The organism is Mycobacterium sp. 2YAF39, assembly GCF_052114565.1.
GTDB lineage: Bacteria > Actinomycetota > Actinomycetes > Mycobacteriales > Mycobacteriaceae > Mycobacterium.
On record NZ_JBFREZ010000007.1, the window covers coordinates 28,347 to 47,086 of the forward strand.

Here is an 18,740-nt window from a genome sequence, read left to right on the forward strand (position 1 = left end):
TACTTCTACCCGTGCCCGGCCACCTCGTCCAGGTGGGCCGACCGACTACGATGCAGTCATGCCGACCCGCCTCTTGGCGATCTTCGCCGCCCTCTTCACTTCCGTCGCTCTGCTCGCAGGGTGCTCGAGCTCCGAGGACAACAAGAACCTGCCCGACGCCGCGACGCTGCTGAAGCAGTCCGCCGAAACCACCAAGGGCCAGACGAGCGTGCATCTGCTGTTGACGGTGAACGGCAGCATCCCCGAATTCCCGATCGAGACGCTCGAGGGTGACCTGACCACCAAGCCCGCGGTTGCCGCGCAGGGCAAGGCCAACATCCTGTTCCTGGGCCAGCGGTTGGAGGGCGTCAACTTCGTCGTCGTCGACGGCATCCTGTACGGCGCGATCACGGCGGGCACTTTCCAGGACTTCGGGCCTGCTGCCGATATCTATGACGCCTCGGCGGTCCTGTCGCCCGAGAAGGGTCTGGCCAACGTGCTGGCCAACTTCTCCGATCCCAAGGCCGAGGCTCGCGAGACCATCAACGGCGTCAAGACCGTCCGCGTTACGGGCACCATCAGCAAGGACGCCGTGGACAAGATCGTTCCTCAGGTTGGCGCCACCGGCCCGGTTCCGGGCACGGCGTGGATCGCCGAGGAGGGCAACCATGAACTGGTGCAGGCCAAGATGGACCCGTCTAAGGACAACAGCCTGACGATGACGCTGTCGGACTGGGGTAAGCCCGTGACGGTCACCAAGCCGGCGGTCTGATGCCGGCCTCGCCAGAAGCCGTCGCGCCGGCGACGTCCGGGCGGCGTATCGCGATCAGCGCGGGCAGCCTTGCGGTGTTGCTCGGCGCTCTCGACACCTATGTCGTCATCACGATCATCCGCGACATCATGCTCGACGTCGGCATCGGCATCAATCAGATTCAGCGAGTCACGCCGATCATCACGTGGTACTTGCTGGGATACATCGCGGCGATGCCGCTGCTGGGCCGGGCATCGGACCGGTTCGGCCGAAAGCTGTTGCTACAGGCCAGCCTTGCCGGTTTCGCCGTTGGCTCGGTGATCACGGCGATGTCCACGGATCTGGACATTCTGGTCATCGGCCGGCTCATCCAGGGCATCGCCAGCGGCGCCTTGTTGCCGGTCACCCTGGCGCTCGCCGCCGACCTCTGGTCGAGCCGTAACCGCGCGGCGGTCCTCGGCGGCGTCGGCGCGGCCCAGGAATTCGGCAGCGTCATCGGCCCCATGTACGGCATCGCGATGGTCGCGCTGTTCCACCATTGGCAGGCGGTCTTCTGGGTCAATGTGCCGCTGGCGTTGCTCGCCATGGTGATGATCCAGTTCAGCCTGCCGTCGCAGCCGAAACCCGAGAACCCCGAGAAGGTGGACGTCGTCGGCGGCCTGCTTCTGGCACTCACGCTGGGTTTGGCGACCTTCGGCCTCTACAACCCCGCTCCCGACGGCAAACAGGTGCTTCCGCCCAACGGCCTCGTGTTGCTCATCGGCGCGCTGGTGTCGGCGGTGGCGTTCTTCGTGTGGGAGCGATTCGCCCGCACGCGGTTGATCGAACCCGCAGGCGTGCATTTCCGACCGTTCCTCGCGGCGCTCGGCGCCTCGTTGGTCACCGGCGCGGCACTGATGGTGACCCTGGTCAACGTCGAGCTGTTCGGACAGGGTGTGCTCGGCCAGGACCAGGACCAGGCGGCCTTCCTGCTACTGCGATTCTTGATCGCGCTGCCGATTGGGGCGCTATTGGGCGGCTGGATCGCCACCAAAGTCGGCGATCGGATCGTGGCGTGCGCCGGGTTGTTGATCGCCGCAGGCGGCTACTACCTGGTCTCGGAATGGCCCGCCGACGTGCTGTCGGCACACCACAACCTCGGTTTCGTCGCCCTGCCGATGCTCGACACCGACCTGGTGATCGCCGGACTGGGCCTGGGTCTGGTGATCGCGCCGCTGACGTCGGCGACGTTGCGCGTAGTGCCCTCCGTCCAGCACGGCATTGCCTCCGCGGCAGTCGTCGTCGCGCGGATGATCGGCATGCTGATCGGTGTCGCGGCACTGAGCGCGTGGGGCTTTTACAAGTTCAACCAGTACCTGCAGGAGCGTCTCGCCGAGTTGCCTCCCCCGAGCGGCGATTCGCCGGGCGGCCAGCTGCTCGCGGCAACCACGCGCCTGGCACAGGCATCCCGCGAGGCCTATGTGATGCAGTACGGCGAGATCTTCAAGATCACCTGCGTCGTTTGCATAGTGGGCGCTGTGCTCGCCCTGCTGATCAGCAGGCGTCATGAGCACGCCGATGAGCCGGTCGAGCCGGTCGAAACGGCCCCGAGGCGCGCCACTGCCGGCTCACCCGCCGATGACAATCCGACACAGGCGTTCGAGGCACACACTCAGCAGATATCGAGTCAATCGGCGGATGAGACGGCCCGGCTGGAGCAGCCCCGCGGCCACAACCGACCGGACTAGGCGCCGGTCAGCAGCGCTCGAGTCCTCGACCCATCAGGGTCAGCTCGGGAAGTGAATCCGGCTCGTCGCTTGAAAGGCCCCGAATCACGTCACGGATCAGTGACTTCACGTTTCGGGGATCCATCGGGCGATCGCTGAGCCAGTCCTGCAATGCAGTCATGCTCGTCGTCCTTCGTTCGTGCTCACACGCGCAACTCGTCGGTGAAAGCGCGATATCTGCGCAAAACGCAGCCAGACCACGATGCCTGGCTTTGGTACAAGTGTACCGACGGCAGCGCCCCTGTTTGTTGCTCGGCACGCCGGGTATGCGTGGGAAAAGACACACTGAAGGGACGAGAATTCATGGCTACTTCACTGAATGGCAAGAAAATTGCGTTCCTGGTGGCGCCCGAAGGCGTCGAGCAGGTCGAGCTGACCGAACCCTGGAAGGCAGTTGAACAGGCTGGCGGCACACCCGAACTCGTGTCGACGGAACTCGGCAAGGTGCAGGCTTTCAATCACCTGACTCCTGCCGACACCTTCGAGGCGGATAAGGCCGTCGACAATGTGTCCGTATCTGATTACGCCGCGTTGGTACTGCCGGGAGGCGTGGCCAATCCCGACTTTCTGCGGACGAACAGTGACGCCGTGGCGTTCGCCAAGGGCTTCTTCGACGAAGGCAAACCCGTCGCGGTCATCTGCCATGGACCCTGGACATTGGTGGAGGCCGACGTGGTGCGCGGTCGGACCATGACTTCGTGGCCCAGCGTCAAGACCGACCTCGTCAACGCCGGGGCGAACTGGGTGGATGACGAAGTCGTCGAATGCTCGCGCGGCCCAAACACATTGGTTTCCAGCCGCAAGCCCGATGACCTGCCTGCCTTCTGTAAGGCCTTGGTCGGGGTCGTCGCGAAGGTCACATCGTAGCCAAACCCGACCCACGAACGTGGCTGCGTCGGTAACGTCGCCGCCATGCTGATGGCCGCGCTGCGCGACATGCAGTGGCGACGACGGCGATTCGTCATCGCGATCCTGTCCACCGCCATCATCTTCGCGATGACGCTGGTGCTGACCGGCCTCGCCAACGGATTCCGGGTGGAGGCCGACAAGACCGTGAATTCTCTGGGTGTCGACCTGTTCATCGTCAAGGCAGGCGCATCCGGTCCGTTTGTCGGGGCGACGCCGTTTGCACCGGTGGAACTGCGCAGAGTCGCACAGGCTCCCGGCGTGGAGGCGGCCGCACCCCTCGCCTACGCGGGCGGCACGGCCACGCTCGACGGTTCGACACGCAATGTGGACATCTTCGGTGCGCCGGAGGACGGGCCGGGTATGCCTTCCGTTTCCGAAGGGCGGCCCCCGTCGACACCGGATGAAGTCGCGGTATCGAGCACGCTGGGCAAGGGAATCGGCGACGAAGTCGAGATCGCGTCGCGCAAGCTGCAGATCGTCGGCATCGTGGAGAACTCCACCGCGCTGGCGAACCTGCCGAACGTGTTCCTCACCACGCAGGGTGCACAACGACTCGTCTACGCCGGCGAGCCTCTGGTCGCGTCGATCGGCGTGCGCGGCACGCTCACGGAGGCACCTCCTGGATACCGTGCGATCGACCGGAACGGTGCCGTCGAAGATCTGCTGCGGCCGCTGAAAGTGGCCGTCAACTCCATCACGATCGTCGCCATCCTGCTGTGGGTCGTCGCGGCACTCGTCGTCGGATCGGTGATCTACCTGTCGGCTCTCGAGCGGCTGCGAGACTTCGCGGTGTTCAAAGCGATTGGAGTGTCCACCAAGAGCATCGCCGCGGGACTCGCGATGCAGGCGATCATCGTCGCGCTGCTCGCGGCGCTTGTCGGTGCCGGGCTTTCCATGTTGCTCGGGCCGCTGTTCCCGATGCAGGTGATCGTTCCCGTCGAGGCGTTCGTCGCGCTTCCCGCCATCGCCATCGTCATCGGGCTGATCGCCAGCGCGTCGGGACTGCACCGGGCGGTGTCGGTGGATCCCGCGCTTGCGTTCGGAGGGCCCTGAGCCATGGGTGATCTCAGCATCCAGGATCTGACGGTCGAATACGCCAGCGGCGCCGACACCGTCCGCCCCATCAACGCCTTCAATCTCGATGTCGCCGCAGGGTCACTGGTGATCCTGATGGGTCCCAGCGGTTGCGGTAAGACGACGCTGTTGTCATGCCTCGGCGGCATCTTGAAGCCCAGCAAAGGGGCCATCAAATTCGGCGACGTCGACGTGACATCGCTTGACGGCCACGAGATGTCGGTCTACCGCCGAGAAACCGTCGGCATCGTGTTTCAGGCATTCAATCTCGTGCCGAGCCTCACCGCACTCGAGAACGTCATGGTGCCGCTGCTCGCGGCGGGCCATCCGCGCCGCGCGGCCCACAAGCGTGCCGGGCAGCTGCTGTCGCGAGTCGGCCTCGAGGAGCGGGTATCTCATCGGCCGGGTGACCTCAGCGGCGGTCAACAACAACGCGTCGCGGTCGCGCGCGCCATTGCGCTCGACCCGCCCCTGATACTCGCCGACGAACCCACCGCGCACCTGGATTTCATCCAGGTAGAGGAGGTACTGCGCCTGATTCGCGAACTCGCCAGCGGCGACCGGATGGTGGTCGTCGCGACCCACGACAGCCGGATCCTGCCGTTGGCCGACCGCGTCGTCGAACTCGTTCCCGACTTCGCCTCCACGGAACGACCGCCAGACACCATTGAGCTGGAGGCCGGTGACGTCCTCTTCGAACAGGGGACGATGGGCGACCTGATCTACGTCGTCGCCGAGGGTGAACTCGAAATCATCCGTGAATTAGCCAGCGGCGGTGAGGAATTACAGAAGGTCGCCAAACGCGGCGACTACCTCGGCGAGATCGGCCCGGTCTTCCATCTACCGCGCTCGGCGACGGTGCGAGCGCGCACGGACGCGACCGTCATCGGTTACACCGTGCGGGCCTTCCGGGAACGCCTCGGCTCGGGTGGTATACGCGACCTGATCGAACACCGGCCGCTGAAAACCGCTAGCTCGGAACAAGACTGAGCAGGACGTCGGGTCCGATCGAGTCGACGCCGTCGAACCGCCAGCGTTGTGCGTGCGCGATCGACAACACCCCGACGTCGTCGATCGCCGTGATCGGACCGCCGAGCAGAATCGGCCCGATGTAGGCCAGGATGCGGTCGATAACGCCGGCGCGCAGAAATGCGCCCGCGAGCGTAGGTCCACCCTCCAGCAGCACATCGGTGCGGTCCGACAACGCCTTGAGCACCTCATGCGGATCTCGGGTCCGAATAACCATCGTCCTCGAGTCGTCGTTCAGAACCTTTGCCTCGGAGGATATTTCGCGTTCACCGACGACGACGCGCAACGGCTGCCGTTCCGCGAGGGAGCCATCCGGCAGTCTCGCGGTGAGCAGCGGATCGTCGACGAACACCGTCCCCGTGCCGACCAGAACCGCGTCGGCCACGGCACGTCTGCGGTGCACGTCGGCGCGCGCCGCCTCGCTGGTGATCCACTGGCTGGACCCATCCGCCGCGGCACTGCGACCGTCGACACTGGTGGCGAATTTCCACGTCACGTGCGGCAAACCGGTGCGCTGCTTGTGCAGCCACTCCCTCAGCGGCCCACCCGCGACCTGATCGGCCAGTACACCGGGCATCACCTCGACCCCGATCTCTGTCAGTCGCGACGCGCCCCCTGCCGCCACGGGATTCGGGTCGGCGACGGCATACGCCACCGCCGAAACCCCCGCCGCGACAAGCGCATCCACACAGGGTGGAGTGCGGCCGTGGTGATTGCACGGTTCCAGGGTGACCACCGCGGTACCGCCGACGGCGCGCTCCCCTGCCCTGCGCAGCGCGATCACCTCGGCGTGCGGTCCCCCCGGCGGCTCCGTCGCCCCCACCCCGGCGACTTCGTTGTCGCTGTCCAGGATCACTGCGCCCACCGGTGGATTGGGATACGTGGCGCCCTTGACCCGCTCGGACTGTTCGATCGCCAGCCGCATCGCGGTGTCGAGATTCATAGGCGCAGGTGTTTTGACGCTGCGGCCGCCTGGCGGCGCAACGCGTCAACGGCGACGGCCGGATCCTCGGCGCTGTACACCGCCGAGCCGGCCACGAAGCAGTCCACACCGGCTAGCGCCGCCTCTTCGATGGTGTCGGCGTTGATGCCGCCGTCGATCTCGACGACGATCGTCAGTTCACCCGAGTCGACCAGGCGGCGCACGGTGCCGACCTTCGGCAGTACCTCGGCGATGAACTTCTGGCCACCGAACCCCGGCTCCACGGACATGATCAGCACCGTGTCGAACTCCCGCAGGATCTCCAGGTACGGCTCGATCGGAGTACCGGGCTTCACGGAGAGTCCTGCCTTCGCGCCTGCGGCACGGATGTCGCGGGCCACCCCGACCGGATTGTCGGTCGCCTCCGCGTGGATCGTGACGTTGTAGGCGCCCGCCTCCGCATACGGCGGCGCCCAGCGCTCGGGGTTGTCGATCATGAGATGGCAGTCCATCGGGATCGCCGTCCGCTTGAGCAGGGCTTCGACGACCGGCAGCCCGATCGTCAGGTTCGGTACGAAATGGTTGTCCATCACGTCGACGTGCAGCCAGTCGGCACCGGCCACCGCGGCGGCCTCGTCGCCCAGCTCGGCGAAATCAGCCGCCAGAATCGACGGCGCAATCAGCGGCTTCGACATGAGCCTCACCCTATCTGTTGACTCTTCCCACATGGCTCTTCGCGCAAGCGCCCATCGCTGCGCCAGCGGCTCATCGCACTTTGAGAGCGGCCGCGAACATCGCATCGGTGCCGTGCCGGTGCGGCCACAACTGCACGTAGGGTCCGTCGCCGAGATCGTCGACGGGGTCGAAAAGATCTCGCGCGTCCATCGCCGTCACCGGATGGCGACGCAGCGCATCGGCCACGACGCCCACGGTCTCGGCGAGATGCGGCGAACACGTGGCGTACAGCACCACACCGCCGGGCCGGGTCAGCCGGATCGCCGACGCCAACAACTCGCGCTGCAGTTTGGCCAGCTGCGGCACATCGCCGGGCACCCGGCGCCAGCGCGCCTCGGGCCGGCGCCGCAGTGCGCCCAACCCGGTGCACGGCGCGTCGACCAGAACCCGATCGAAACCGGGATCCAATCCCGGGTCCCGGCCGTCGACGCGGAGCACGTCCACCGGCAGGCCCGCGGTGTTCTGTTCGACGAAGTCGGCGCGCCGCGCGGTGGGTTCGACGGCCGTGACCCGCCCGTCCCCGGCAAGCGCCGCCAGAAGCGCCGTCTTGCCCCCCGGTCCGGCGCAGAGGTCCAGCCAGCGCCCGGTGTCCGGGCCATCCAGCTCGACGAGCGTCAGCGCGCGAGCCACCAACTGGCTGCCCTCGTCCTGAACAAGCGCGGCGCCGTCACGTATCGGCGCGAGCCGACCGGGATCGCCGCCGGGCAGATACACCGCATACGGCGAGTAGCGGCCCACCGTGCCGTCCACCTGCTCGGCCAACTGCTCGGCGGTCAGGACACCCGGCCGTGCGGCCAGGTGAACCGCGGGCCGCTCGTCGTCGCTGGCAAGCAGTGCATTCAGCTGCCCGGCATCTGCGCCGAGTGCATCGGTGAACGCCTGCGCGATCCAGCGCGGGTGCGCATTGACGAATGCCGCATGCCCGACGGGGTCGGTGGCGACGTCGGGTGCCAGCTCCTCGACCCACGCCTTCTCGTCGCGGCCGGCGATGGTGCGCAGCACGCCATTGACGAAACCGGCTCGCGCCGAATCGAATTCGACACCGGCCTGCTCCACGGTGGTGGACACCGCGGCGTGTTGTTCGACGCGGGTACGCATGAGTTGGTACGTGCCGAGACGCAGCAGGTCCAGCAGTACGGGATCGATCTTGTCCGGCGACCGTCCCGCAGCCGCGGCGATGATCGCATCCAACAGGCCGCGGGTTCGGCAGGTGCCGTAGGTGAGTTCGGTCGCGAAAGCGGCGTCGCGGCCGGTGATTCCGCGGTCGCGCAGCATCGCGGGCAGGGCAAGGTTGGCGTAGGCGTCCTTCTCCGACACCGCACGAAGCACGTCGAACGCGGCACGCCGAGCGGGGTCGAGTTGTTTGCGCCGCCTGTTCTGGGTCATTCGGCGCGCGCGGATTCGTCGAGCCGAGCGCCGCGGGCCCAGTCCGAGGCGTTCATCGGTTTCTTACCAGGGGGCTGGATGATGCCGAGCACCACCGGGTGCGATCCCGTGCCGACGCGCACACCGTGGCGCTCGACCCGGATCACGCCCGGCGCCAAGGCGTCCGCTGCCGAGTCGTCGACCTGCACGGGCCCGACCTTCACCCGCAGGTCCCCGATCATGGTCCATGCACCGGGGTTCGGTGTGACGGCGCGAATACGGCGGTCGACTACGTGGGCGGGCAGATCCCATCGCACGCGGGCCTCCTCGACGGTGATCTTCGGTGCGACGGTGATGCCGTCGGGCGGCTGCGGTACGGGGTGCAGCGTCGCGTCGGCGATGCCGTCGAGAGTCGCGGCCAACAGCTCCGCACCCGAGATCGACAGCCGCTCAAGCAGTTCCCCTGCGGTATCGGTGGGCCGGACCGTCTCGGTGACCACCCCGTAGACCGGTCCGGAGTCGAGCGAGGGCTCGATCAGGAACGTCGTCGCCCCCGTGACGGTGTCACCCGCGGCGACGGCAGCCTGGACCGGAGCCGCACCACGCCACGCAGGCAGCAGCGAGAAATGCAGGTTGACCCAGCCGTGTACGGGCACCGCGAGCAGCCGCTCACTGAGCAGCGCGCCGTAGGCGACGACGGCACAGCACTCGGGTGCCAGCGCGGTCAGCTCGCTGATGAACTCGTCGGAGTTCGGTTTGCCCGGACGTAGCACCGGGATGTCGTGCTCCTGAGCGAATCGGGCCACCGGCGACGGCGCCGGTTTACCGCGCCGGCCTGCAGCGGCGTCGGGGCGGGTCAGCACAGCGACGACGTCGTGGCGTGGCGATTCGACGAGCCGCGCGAGTGAGGGCACGGCGGGCTCGGGGGTACCTGCGAAGACGAGACGCACCGCGCCAGTGTAATTACCGGGGCGTCTGGTAATACTCCTGCTCGCCCACGCCGGTGAGCGGCGCGACGAACATCCACGGGATGGTGCTGATCAAGCCGTTGAGGGTGGCCACCGAATCGTTGTAGTACTGACGGGCGAAGGCGAGCTTGTTCTCGGTGTCGGCGAGGTTGTCCTGCAGGTTCAGGAAGTTGTTCGACGAGTTGAGCTGCGGATAGCTCTGGCCGAGCGCCAGCAGCGGCGCCAACGCGGAGTCCAGGTCCTTTTCGGCGGCGCTGCGTTGCGCCACCGACTTGCCGCTGGTCGCCGATGTCAGCGCCGCCCGTGCGTTGGTGACATGGTCGAGGATGCCCTTCTCGTGGACGGCGAACGTCTGCACTGTGTGCACCAGGCTCGGGATCAGCGATGCGCGCCGCGTCAACTCGACGTCGATCCCGGACAGCGCCTCCGCGACGCGGACCTCCGCTGAGCGGATCTTGTTGTAGCCCATGACGAAAATCACGAGTGCCGCCAGCGCGAGCGCCAGCACGACAACGAGCAGCAACCTCACCATGATCCGCCTCCTCCTCCACCGCCGCCGCCTCCGCCGCCACCGCCGGAGCTGAAGCTACTGCCGCTACTGCTGCCACTGGACGACGATGACTGCGAAGCCGTGTATGCACCGATCGACGAGGACAACGCCGACTCGAAACTGTCGAAGTTGGGCCCACCGGAGCCTCCGACGAAGCCCGCACCCGTAGCCGTCGGCGATGAGTTGTACCAATCAGGTTGCGGCGCAACCGTACCCGTCGCCATCTCGTACTTCTTCGCCCAAAGCGCGGCAGCGCCGGCGGCGACCGCGAACGGGACGTAGGCCATGTAGAGGTCTTTACGCGCACCGAAGTCAAAGCGCGCCTCAGCCGAATCCGTGGTCAGCATCCGGTGGAATCCGCCTGCACGCGACCATAGTTCGCGGCCGCTTGCGGTTCGCCGCGAACCCACACCGTCTTTCCAGGACGCCGCGGAGAACAGGAAGAACGCCGCGAACGGCAGCGCCCACATGGTGGCGGGAAAGCCCCAGCGGAAGAATCCGAACAGCATCAGGATGAAGGCGATCGCATTGGCGACGCGCACCCACAAATCCTTCTTGTGCTTGGCCATGAACCCGTCGCCGTACGCCCACTTCTCCACCCATTCGGCCATATCCGTCTTGGCCTTGTTGAGTTTCTTGCCGGCCGTTGCGGTGTTCCTGGCCTCGAACTCCTTGCCGGGTCCCGTGACTTTGAGCGCCGCCCCGACGGCCAGGCTGGCGCGGTCGACGTCGGCCCACGCACCCTTCTCGCCCGTGCCGCGGATATTCCACTGCTTGTCGTTGACCTGACGCATGTCGATCAGGCCGCGATCGGCGAGATAGAACAGCGTGGCGGTCAGGCCGTTCTTCGGCATGCTCTCGGTGCGGATGTATTCGGTCTGCACGGGACCAAGACCCGGCGGCGGCGCGTACTGCAACGGGAATCCGGGTGAGGGTTCAACAGTGGTGCGGTACCAGAGGATTGCGCCGATCGCCGCGGCAGCGGTGAGCGCCAGTACCCACAGCACGCCCGCGACGGACTGGCCGAGCACGCGGTCCCACGTGAAGGACCACGGCACCTCGGATCTTGGCGGCGTCGGTACATCGACACCGGCGCGCAACGTCACCGGGGTCCGTGGCGGCAGATTCCGCGCCGACAACTCGACCCTGTTCCCGGTGATGGTCAGACCGGCGCAGGCCCGTCCCACACCGAAGCCGACGGAGCACTGCGCGCGGCCGACCTCACCGGGCATCGCGACGGTGATCTCGGCACGCTCGATCTCGTTGTTCCACGCCTGCGCGACAACGTTCCAGAAGAAGACGGACGGCGATTCGGCGGTGTCACCGGTCGAGTCCGCGAAGGTCCTGTTCTTCCCTGTCGTCCCGGGGTCCAGAACCCCGTCGATGGTGTAGCGGATCTCGAACACATGCGTCCCGGAGTCCAGGTACTGATCGGGATTGCCGATCTTCGCCACCCGGAATCGCTCGCCGTCCTCCCACAGCATCTGGTAGGGCACCCACTGGCCGTCGAGCAGGATCGAGGTGACCTCCGGTATCTGCCGCACCCCGGGATCGTTCTGGTTGTCGACCGCCCAGTACTTGAAGAGCCCGTGCCGACCGCTGGGGAACTCCGCGGTGATGGTCTCGACCGCATCGAGGCGACCGCCTGCACTGACGATCAAGTCGACCTTGTAGTTGCTGAAGACGACCGGATCGGAGACCTCGGTTGCGTCTGATCCGGGCTGGATCACCACGGGCCACAGCACCCCAACGGCGATGAGCGCCAACGGAATCAGCATCAGAAAGAACCGCCGCATGCCGACCTCCTTTCCGATGCTCCCTAGGGTGCCCGCATTACCCTATGTGCAAGGGGTCGATTTGCACACGAACCGGCTCTTGATCGCGCCGCGCGCTCACGACGCCCGCGGCGCGTCGCAGCGCCGAGGAAAGCGGTAGTCCGGCGTCGCGCGGCACGCGCACCAGCATCCGTCTGACCGGTTTCTCCGGTGGCGTGCCGGGCGGCCTACGGGCGCCGGGCGGCAGGTCGACGGGTCCCAGTAGGTCGGCGCCATCGGGGAGTTCGGCGGTTTCGATCATGGCGCGCACGGCGTCGGGCGCGCCGTCGACGGCGGCCATGTGCACCGCGGGCGGAAGACCGACCTCCGCGCGGGAATCGAGCTCGGCATCGGCATGGCCGACGGGATCCCACCGGATCAGTGCCTGCACGGTGGGAATCGCCGACTCGGCGACCACCGCGACCATCCCGCCGTCGCTACGGCTGCGCACGAGGGCGGCGGCCGCCATCCAGCGGCGCAGCGCGTCCTCGGACGCCCGGAGGTCCTGACGCCCGAGCAGTGCCCAGGTGTCCAGGAGCAGTGCGGCTCCGTAGCCGCCGGCGGCGACGGGTTCCGCGCCGGGTGTCGACACAACCACGGCCGGTTCCGCGGGCACCGCGGCGACCATCGCGTCACCGCCCGACGTCACAACGTGCACACCCGGGAAGGCGCGGCCCAGTTCCTCGGCGGTTCGCCGGGCCCCGACGACGACGGCGCGCACGGTGTCGGAACCGCAGCGGGTGCAGCGCAGTGCCGGTTCCTCGCGGCCGCACCATCGGCACACCGCTCCTGCGGTGTCCCGCGCGGGCAGCGACAGCGGCCCGGTGCAATGTCGGCAGCGGGCGACCGTGCGGCAGCGACCGCATGCCAGCGCCGGCACGTAGCCCCGGCGGGGCACCTGCACGAGCACGGGCATATCGGCCGCCAGTGCCGTGCGCGCGGCCTGCAATGCCATGGATGGCAGCCGGGCCGTCCTGGCGGCGGGGTCGCGTTCCTGTTCGAAGTTACTGTCCTCGAGCGCGACGACGCGCGGCGACCGCACGCGTACCTCCTGCCGGGTGGCCACCAGGTCGTGCGCCCAACCGCTTCGGACCAGCGCCTGCGCCTCGGCGGTGCGGGCATAGCCTCCGATCAGCGATGCGCAGCGCAGCTGATGAGCGCGCAACATCGCCACCTCCCTGGCGTGCGGGTAGGGAGCGCGCGGCTCGGCGAGCGAGTCATCGCCGTCGTCCCACAACATGACGAGGCCGAGATTCGCCACCGGAGCGAACCCGGCGCTGCGGGTCCCGATGACGATGCGGGCACCGCCCCGCAACACCGAAAGCCAGCGCCGGTAGCGCTGCGCGGGCCCAAGACCCGCCGACAGCGCAACCACCCCGGCCTCGCCGAAAAGCTCGACGGTCGCGGCGTGCAACGCGTCGACGTCCCGTTGATCGGGCACGATGGCGAGGGCGCCGCGACCGGAGTTCGCCGTCGCCGCGGCCAGCTCCGCGAGCCGATCGGTCCACCGCTCCCCTGGCAGCGCCTGCCATACGGCGCGGGCAGCGCGCCCGTCGCGCAGGGCGGCGACATACTGCTCGCCCCCTCGGTAGGCCGCCCACGCAGCGCTATCCAAGGCTGCGGCCGTCCATGCGACCGGCTCCGGTGGAGGCTGCTTCTCGACGTTGGCATGCCGCGGCGGCACGGCCAGCCGCAGGACGTCCGCTCTGGTGCCCGCATACCGTGCGGCGACAGCGTCGGCGAGCCTGCGCACGTCCGGTGCGAGCACCCGCTCGGCCGATACGACGCGATCCAGCCAGCCGAGCTTTCCGACATGGTCTGTATCGGAACGTCTTTCGAGGACGAACGCGTCGACCAACCGACCGTGGAACCGCACCCGCACCCGCACACCGGGCTGTGCGTCGTCGGACTGTTCCGCGGAGACCAGGTAGTCGAATTCACGGTCCAGGTGCGGAACAGACAGCAACGGGAGCACGCGAGCGATCGGCTCGTGCTCGGCCTGCTGCCGGTTACTCGTCACCTATGCAGTGGTAGCAGACCGCGCCGACGGCAAAGTCGACCCTGCCCCGCGACCGAAGAAGAAGCCCGCGGTGATGAGCAGCAGCGACGTCGCGTACGCCCACCAGATCGGGACCGCGAGCGCCTCGTTACCGAGGACGAACTTGGAGATGCCGATCATGCCGTCGGACACCGCGAAACACACCGCACCGAGCGCGGTCCACGGCGTCGGCAGCCGGGCCATCAGCGCGGCACACACCATGGCGCCGAGAACCGCGATGTACAGCGTGACGGGTATCGCCATACCCTCTTCGATCAGCCGGGGCCAGAACCACACCAACAATGCGACGCAGGCGGCGACGGTGACCGCTGCGGCCGCCAGCCGGGGCGCCGACCGGGCGGCCAGCGGCAGGAGTGCGGCCAGGAAACACAAGTGGGCCACCAGGAAGGCGCCGAGACCCAGCACGAACGACGGCTCCCACCACGGCATCGCGAGCAGAAAGTCGCCCGCGGCCGAGAACACCAGCGCCGCGACGAGCCAGCGACGTTCGCGGGCAATAGGATGCGTGAGCGCGGCGACGGCGAGCAGCTCTGCCGTCGCCGCCTTGACCGCGGGTTGCAGCGTGAACTGGCCGGTCAGCTCGGCGCCTGACGGTAATCGCAGGTCCGTCACGATCAGGAAGATGCCGTAACAGGCGCCGACGGCCGCGGCCGTCACCCACAGCAGCCTGGTGCGTGGGTGTGCGTACCGTGTCCCCATGTCAATCGCTGAGGAAAAGCCGGCCGTCGACGCCATCCTGCTGAAGGTAATGGAAGCCGTGCCGTTTCAGTTGACAACCGACGGAGGCGTCGAGGAAGCACGCAGGCGGTTCCGTGACATACCCCGCCGTGAGGTCCATCCGGAGGTGCGCAGCGAGGACCGCGTGATCGACGGACCGGGCGGCCCGATTCCGACCCGCATATACCGGCCGCCCACCGACAGCGACGCGCTGTTGCCGATCGTTCTGTTCATCCACGGTGGCGGATGGTCGGTCGGCGACCTGGACACGTACGACGGCATCGCGCGTCGGCACGCCGCGGGCGCAGACGCGATCGTCGTATCGATCGACTACCGGCTGGCACCCGAGCACCCCTACCCCGCTGCCGTCGACGACGCCTGGGCCGCAACGCAATGGGTCGCCGAGCACGCCGCGGAACTGGGCGCGGATCCGGACCGGCTGGCCGTCGCAGGCGACTCGGCGGGCGGCAACCTGGCCGCGGTGGTCTCGCAGCTCGCACGCGACGCCGGCGGGCCACGAATTCTGTTTCAGCTCTTGTGGTATCCGTCGACGACCTTCGACACGTCCCTGCCTTCGTTCACGGAGAACGCCAACGCGCCGATCCTCGACGTCGACGGATGCAAAGGCTGCACCCGTTGGTATATCGGTGATCTCGACCTTTCCGACATGCCCGCGACGCTTGCACCTGCGCGTGCCGAGAACCTGAGCGGACTGCCGCCGGCCTACATCGCTGTCGCGGGCCACGACCCGCTGCGCGACGACGGTATGCGATACGCCGAACTGCTCACCGCGGCCGGCGTACCCGTCGAATTGCACAATGCCCAAACGCTCGTCCACGGGTACGCCGGATACGACGGGGTGGTGCCCGCGGCGACCGAGGCCGTCGAGAGCGCAATTATCTCTCTTCGGCAGGCGTTGAATCATGGGTGAGCACACGACCGGGCATTGACCCAACCATGCTCAAATTCGCCAAAGCGCTGCCGACATTCACGATCGCCGACGGTGTCGAGGCCGCCCGGGACATCATCGGGATTTTCAAGGTGCTGCCGGAGTCGTTGCCTGCCATGCGAACTGAAGATCTGTTGGTCGGATACGGCGATATCGCCGATGTGCCGGTGCGGATCTACCGGCCGCCGGATGCCGACGCCGGGAACTCGCCCGTGGAGGTGTTCTTCCACGGCGGGGGCTGGGCGGTCGGCGACCTGGACGTCTACGAGCCGGTGGCGCGCACCCTCGCGATCGCGTCCGGCTGTGGTTCTATCAACGGATCGGGCTGTCCGACCTCCTGAGCGTTCGGCCCGTATGAGCCAACAACTGCACATTCGCCGTGAGCCCGCCTCTTCGGTGGTAGAACTCCAAGCGACGCCAACGTTGCGAGGAGGCTCTATGACAGCGCCCGACTACAACACAGTCATCGTCGGTGCCGGATTTTCCGGTATCGGCACCGCCATCAAACTCGACAGGTCCGGGATGGGCGACTACCTGGTGATCGAGGCGGGCGACGGACCTGGCGGCACCTGGTACTGGAACACGTATCCCGGTATCGCCGTAGACATTCCGTCATTCTCGTATCAGTTCTCGTTCGAGAAGAGCGCGGATTGGACACGGACCTACGCGCCGGGACGTGAACTCAAGGCCTACGCCGAACATTGCGTCGACAAGTACGGCCTGCGCCCCAAGATCCGGTTCAACACCAAGGTGCTCGGGGCCAGCTTCGACGATCACGACAACCTGTGGCGCATCGAGCTCGACACCGGCCACGCGGTGCGCGCCCGGTTTCTGGTCAATGCCAGCGGCGTCCTGATCACGCCCAACATGCCCGATATCGACGGTGTCGACTCGTTCGCGGGCCTGACGATGCACACCGCGCGCTGGGATCACGAGCAGGACCTGACGGGCAAGCGGGTCGCCATCATCGGCACGGGCGCCTCCGCGGTACAGGTCATCCCCGAGATCGCGCCGATCGTGGAGCGCCTCAGCGTTTTTCAGCGCACACCCATCTGGTGCCTTCCCAAACCCGACGTGCCGCTGTCACCGTTGACCCGGCGCCTGATGCGGCTACCCGGCGGCCATACGGTGCAGCGCGTCCTCAGCCAGGCCTACGTCGAGCTCACCTTCACACTGCCCGCGCAGTACTTCACCCTCAATCCGATGGCTCGCAACATGGCCAAGGTCGGTGAGTCGTATCTGCGTAAGCAGGTGCGCGACCCCGAGGTACGCGACAAGCTCACGCCGCGCTACGCCGTCGGTTGTAAACGCCCCGGATTCCACAACACGTACCTGTCTACGTTCAACCGCGACAACGTCGAATTGGTGACCGAACCGATCGACAAGATCACCGGATCTGGTGTGGCGACCACCGACGGCGAGACCCGCGATATCGACGTGCTGATCCTGGCGACGGGGTTCAAGGTGATGGATGTCGACGACAATCCGACCTATCCGCTGACCGGGTCGGGCGGCCGGTCGTGGAGCGAGCACTTCAGCGAGAACCGGCTGCAGTCCTACGAGGGTGTCGCCGTTCCCGGCTTTCCGAACTTCTTCTCGGTGTTCGGCCCGTACGGGTACGTCGGAAACTCGTACTTCGCCCTGATCGAAGCGCAGACGCACCACATCGTGCGCTGCCTGAAACACGCCCAGCGCAGGCGCGCCAGCCGCGTCGAGGTCAAACAGGACGCCAACGACCGCTACTTCGCCGAGATGATGCGCAAGCGGCATCGGCAGATCTTCTGGCAGGAGACGTGCAAGGACGCCAGGAGCTACTACTTCGACAAGAACGGCGATGTGCCGCTGCGGTCAGCGACCACGCTCCACACTTACTGGCGCGCCCGCCGCTTCCCGCTCGACGACTACGAGTTCAGGTCCTAGACGGCGCTCTTGAGCTCGTCGACCTTGTTCAGCTGCTCCCAGGGCAGTTCGACATCCGTGCGGCCGAAGTGGCCGTACGCCGCGGTCTGTGCGTAAATCGGCCGCAGCAGGTCGAGATCGCGCACGATCGCACCCGGTCGCAGGTCGAACACCGAGGTGATCGCCTTCTCGATACGGGCCGGGTCGACGGTCTCGCTGCCGAAGGTCTCCACGAACAGCCCGACCGGGGCGGCCTTGCCGATCGCATAGGCGACCTGGACCTCGACGCGCTCCGCCAGGCCGGCGGCGACCACGTTCTTTGCCACCCAGCGCATCGCATACGCCGCGGAACGGTCGACCTTGGACGGATCCTTGCCCGAGAACGCGCCACCACCGTGACGGGCCCATCCGCCGTAGGTGTCGACGATGATCTTGCGACCGGTCAGTCCGGCGTCGCCCATCGGCCCGCCCAGCACGAAAATGCCCGTCGGGTTCACCAGCAGGCGGAAGTCGGACGTGTCGAGGGTGTCGTGATTCAGGTCCGCGAGCACCGTGTTGACGACCTTCTCGCGGATATCGGGGGCCAGGGTCGCGTCCAGGTCGATACCGGCGGCGTGCTGCGTCGAGAGCACCACGGTGTCGAGGCGCACCGGCGTGGTGCCGTCGTACTGCACGGTGACCTGGGTCTTGCCGTCGGGACGGAGGTAGTCCAGCACCCCGTTCTTGCGAACCTCGGTCAGCCGGCGGGACAGCCGGTGGGCCAGCGCGATCGGCAGGGGCATCAACTCGGGAGTGTCCTTGATGGCGTAGCCGAACATCAGCCCCTGGTCACCTGCGCCCTGGGCGTCCAGCGGGTCACCCGCACCTTCGACTCGAGTCTCATGAGCGGTGTCGACGCCCTGCGCGATATCGGGCGACTGCGCGCCGATCCCGATGTTGACGCCGCAGGTCTCGCCGTCGAAGCCCTTCTCCGAGGAGTCGTAGCCGATATCGAGGATGCGCGCCCGCACGGTGTTGGTGATGTCGGCGAAGGCTTCCTTCGCCGATGTGGTCACCTCGCCGACCACGTGGACCTGGCCGGTCGTGACCAGCGTTTCCACCGCGACGCGGGATCTGGGATCGTCCGCCAGCAAAGCGTCGAGCACCGAGTCGCTGATGGCGTCGCAGATCTTGTCGGGGTGGCCTTCGGTCACCGACTCACTGGTAAACAGCCGAGCATCACTCACGGGTTGATCCTTCCACCCAAGTCGTCTT

Annotated in this window: 18 protein-coding genes; 8 read left to right on the top strand and 10 right to left on the bottom strand. The window is 67.1% G+C overall.

Translation table 11 applies throughout. The features are described from left to right. Window positions 1-58 precede the first annotated feature (58 nt). Window positions 59-751, top strand: a complete 693-nt coding sequence (locus AB4Z42_RS19900; RefSeq protein WP_442010939.1) for an LppX_LprAFG lipoprotein — start codon at window positions 59-61, stop codon at window positions 749-751. Then, window positions 751-2,457 carry an MFS transporter gene (locus AB4Z42_RS19905; protein WP_442010940.1) on the top strand — a complete coding sequence of 569 codons (1,707 nt, stop codon included), beginning with the start codon at window positions 751-753 and terminating at the stop codon, window positions 2,455-2,457. The genes AB4Z42_RS19900 and AB4Z42_RS19905 overlap by 1 nt, the downstream gene beginning before the upstream one ends. 7 nt (window positions 2,458-2,464) lie before the next feature. Here the strand turns inward: AB4Z42_RS19905 and AB4Z42_RS19910 are convergent, their stop codons facing one another. Beyond that, complete coding sequence (locus AB4Z42_RS19910) at window positions 2,465-2,617, bottom strand: hypothetical protein (RefSeq protein WP_442010941.1); 153 nt, start codon at window positions 2,615-2,617, stop codon at window positions 2,465-2,467. Between the two features lie 182 nt (window positions 2,618-2,799). Here AB4Z42_RS19910 and AB4Z42_RS19915 point away from each other — a divergent pair, with 182 nt between their 5' ends. The 3 genes from AB4Z42_RS19915 to AB4Z42_RS19925 are packed head-to-tail and all read left to right on the top strand — an operon-like array spanning window position 2,800 to window position 5,469. Then, the gene (locus AB4Z42_RS19915) at window positions 2,800-3,363 is read left to right on the top strand and encodes a type 1 glutamine amidotransferase domain-containing protein (protein WP_442010942.1); all 564 of its coding nucleotides are present in this window, start codon (window positions 2,800-2,802) and stop codon (window positions 3,361-3,363) included. 45 nt (window positions 3,364-3,408) lie between these two features. Further along, window positions 3,409-4,458 (top strand): ABC transporter permease, encoded by a 1,050-nt coding sequence (locus AB4Z42_RS19920; RefSeq protein ID WP_442010943.1) that lies wholly within the window; start codon window positions 3,409-3,411, stop codon window positions 4,456-4,458. Window positions 4,459-4,461: 3 nt separating this feature from the next. Beyond that, window positions 4,462-5,469 (top strand): ABC transporter ATP-binding protein, encoded by a 1,008-nt coding sequence (locus AB4Z42_RS19925; RefSeq protein ID WP_442010944.1) that lies wholly within the window; start codon window positions 4,462-4,464, stop codon window positions 5,467-5,469. Here AB4Z42_RS19925 and ribD read toward each other — a convergent pair. From ribD to AB4Z42_RS19965, 8 genes are all read right to left on the bottom strand, one after another. Then, complete coding sequence (gene ribD, locus AB4Z42_RS19930; RefSeq protein WP_442010945.1) at window positions 5,450-6,451, bottom strand: bifunctional diaminohydroxyphosphoribosylaminopyrimidine deaminase/5-amino-6-(5-phosphoribosylamino)uracil reductase RibD; 1,002 nt, start codon at window positions 6,449-6,451, stop codon at window positions 5,450-5,452. The genes AB4Z42_RS19925 and ribD overlap by 20 nt on opposite strands. Beyond that, complete coding sequence (gene rpe / locus AB4Z42_RS19935; RefSeq protein ID WP_442010946.1) at window positions 6,448-7,125, bottom strand: ribulose-phosphate 3-epimerase; 678 nt, start codon at window positions 7,123-7,125, stop codon at window positions 6,448-6,450. Before rpe ends, ribD begins: the two co-directional genes overlap by 4 nt. A 70-nt stretch (window positions 7,126-7,195) precedes the next feature. Further along, a complete protein-coding gene (locus AB4Z42_RS19940; RefSeq protein WP_442010947.1) occupies window positions 7,196-8,551 on the bottom strand; it encodes an RsmB/NOP family class I SAM-dependent RNA methyltransferase in 1,356 nt (451 codons plus the stop codon). Continuing rightward, the gene (fmt, locus tag AB4Z42_RS19945; RefSeq protein WP_442010948.1) at window positions 8,548-9,480 is read right to left on the bottom strand and encodes a methionyl-tRNA formyltransferase; all 933 of its coding nucleotides are present in this window, start codon (window positions 9,478-9,480) and stop codon (window positions 8,548-8,550) included. The genes AB4Z42_RS19940 and fmt overlap by 4 nt, the downstream gene beginning before the upstream one ends. Window positions 9,481-9,493: 13 nt before the next feature. After that, complete coding sequence (locus AB4Z42_RS19950) at window positions 9,494-10,030, bottom strand: LemA family protein (protein WP_442010949.1); 537 nt, start codon at window positions 10,028-10,030, stop codon at window positions 9,494-9,496. Then, complete coding sequence (locus AB4Z42_RS19955) at window positions 10,024-11,844, bottom strand: DUF2207 domain-containing protein (protein ID WP_442010950.1); 1,821 nt, start codon at window positions 11,842-11,844, stop codon at window positions 10,024-10,026. Before AB4Z42_RS19955 ends, AB4Z42_RS19950 begins: the two co-directional genes overlap by 7 nt. 37 nt (window positions 11,845-11,881) lie before the next feature. Beyond that, window positions 11,882-13,882 (bottom strand): primosomal protein N', encoded by a 2,001-nt coding sequence (locus AB4Z42_RS19960; protein WP_442010951.1) that lies wholly within the window; start codon window positions 13,880-13,882, stop codon window positions 11,882-11,884. Next, complete coding sequence (locus AB4Z42_RS19965) at window positions 13,883-14,656, bottom strand: lysoplasmalogenase (RefSeq protein WP_442010952.1); 774 nt, start codon at window positions 14,654-14,656, stop codon at window positions 13,883-13,885. On the opposite strand from AB4Z42_RS19965, the gene AB4Z42_RS19970 reads away from it, so the two are divergent. From AB4Z42_RS19970 to AB4Z42_RS19980, 3 genes are all read left to right on the top strand, one after another. Beyond that, window positions 14,619-15,569 carry an alpha/beta hydrolase gene (locus AB4Z42_RS19970; RefSeq protein WP_442010953.1) on the top strand — a complete coding sequence of 317 codons (951 nt, stop codon included), beginning with the start codon at window positions 14,619-14,621 and terminating at the stop codon, window positions 15,567-15,569. The two genes, AB4Z42_RS19965 and AB4Z42_RS19970, sit on opposite strands and share 38 nt — an antisense overlap. 26 nt (window positions 15,570-15,595) lie before the next feature. Then, on the top strand, window positions 15,596-15,928 hold the full coding sequence (locus AB4Z42_RS19975) for a hypothetical protein (RefSeq protein ID WP_442010954.1): 333 nt from the start codon (window positions 15,596-15,598) through the stop codon (window positions 15,926-15,928). A gap of 97 nt (window positions 15,929-16,025) precedes the next feature. Continuing rightward, entirely contained in the window at window positions 16,026-17,507 is a 1,482-nt protein-coding gene (locus AB4Z42_RS19980; RefSeq protein WP_442010955.1) for a flavin-containing monooxygenase, read from the top strand. On the opposite strand, the gene metK is transcribed toward AB4Z42_RS19980, so the two are convergent. Further along, on the bottom strand, window positions 17,504-18,712 hold the full coding sequence (gene metK, locus AB4Z42_RS19985; protein ID WP_442010956.1) for a methionine adenosyltransferase: 1,209 nt from the start codon (window positions 18,710-18,712) through the stop codon (window positions 17,504-17,506). The genes AB4Z42_RS19980 and metK overlap by 4 nt on opposite strands. Between the last annotated feature and the right edge of the window lie 28 nt (window positions 18,713-18,740).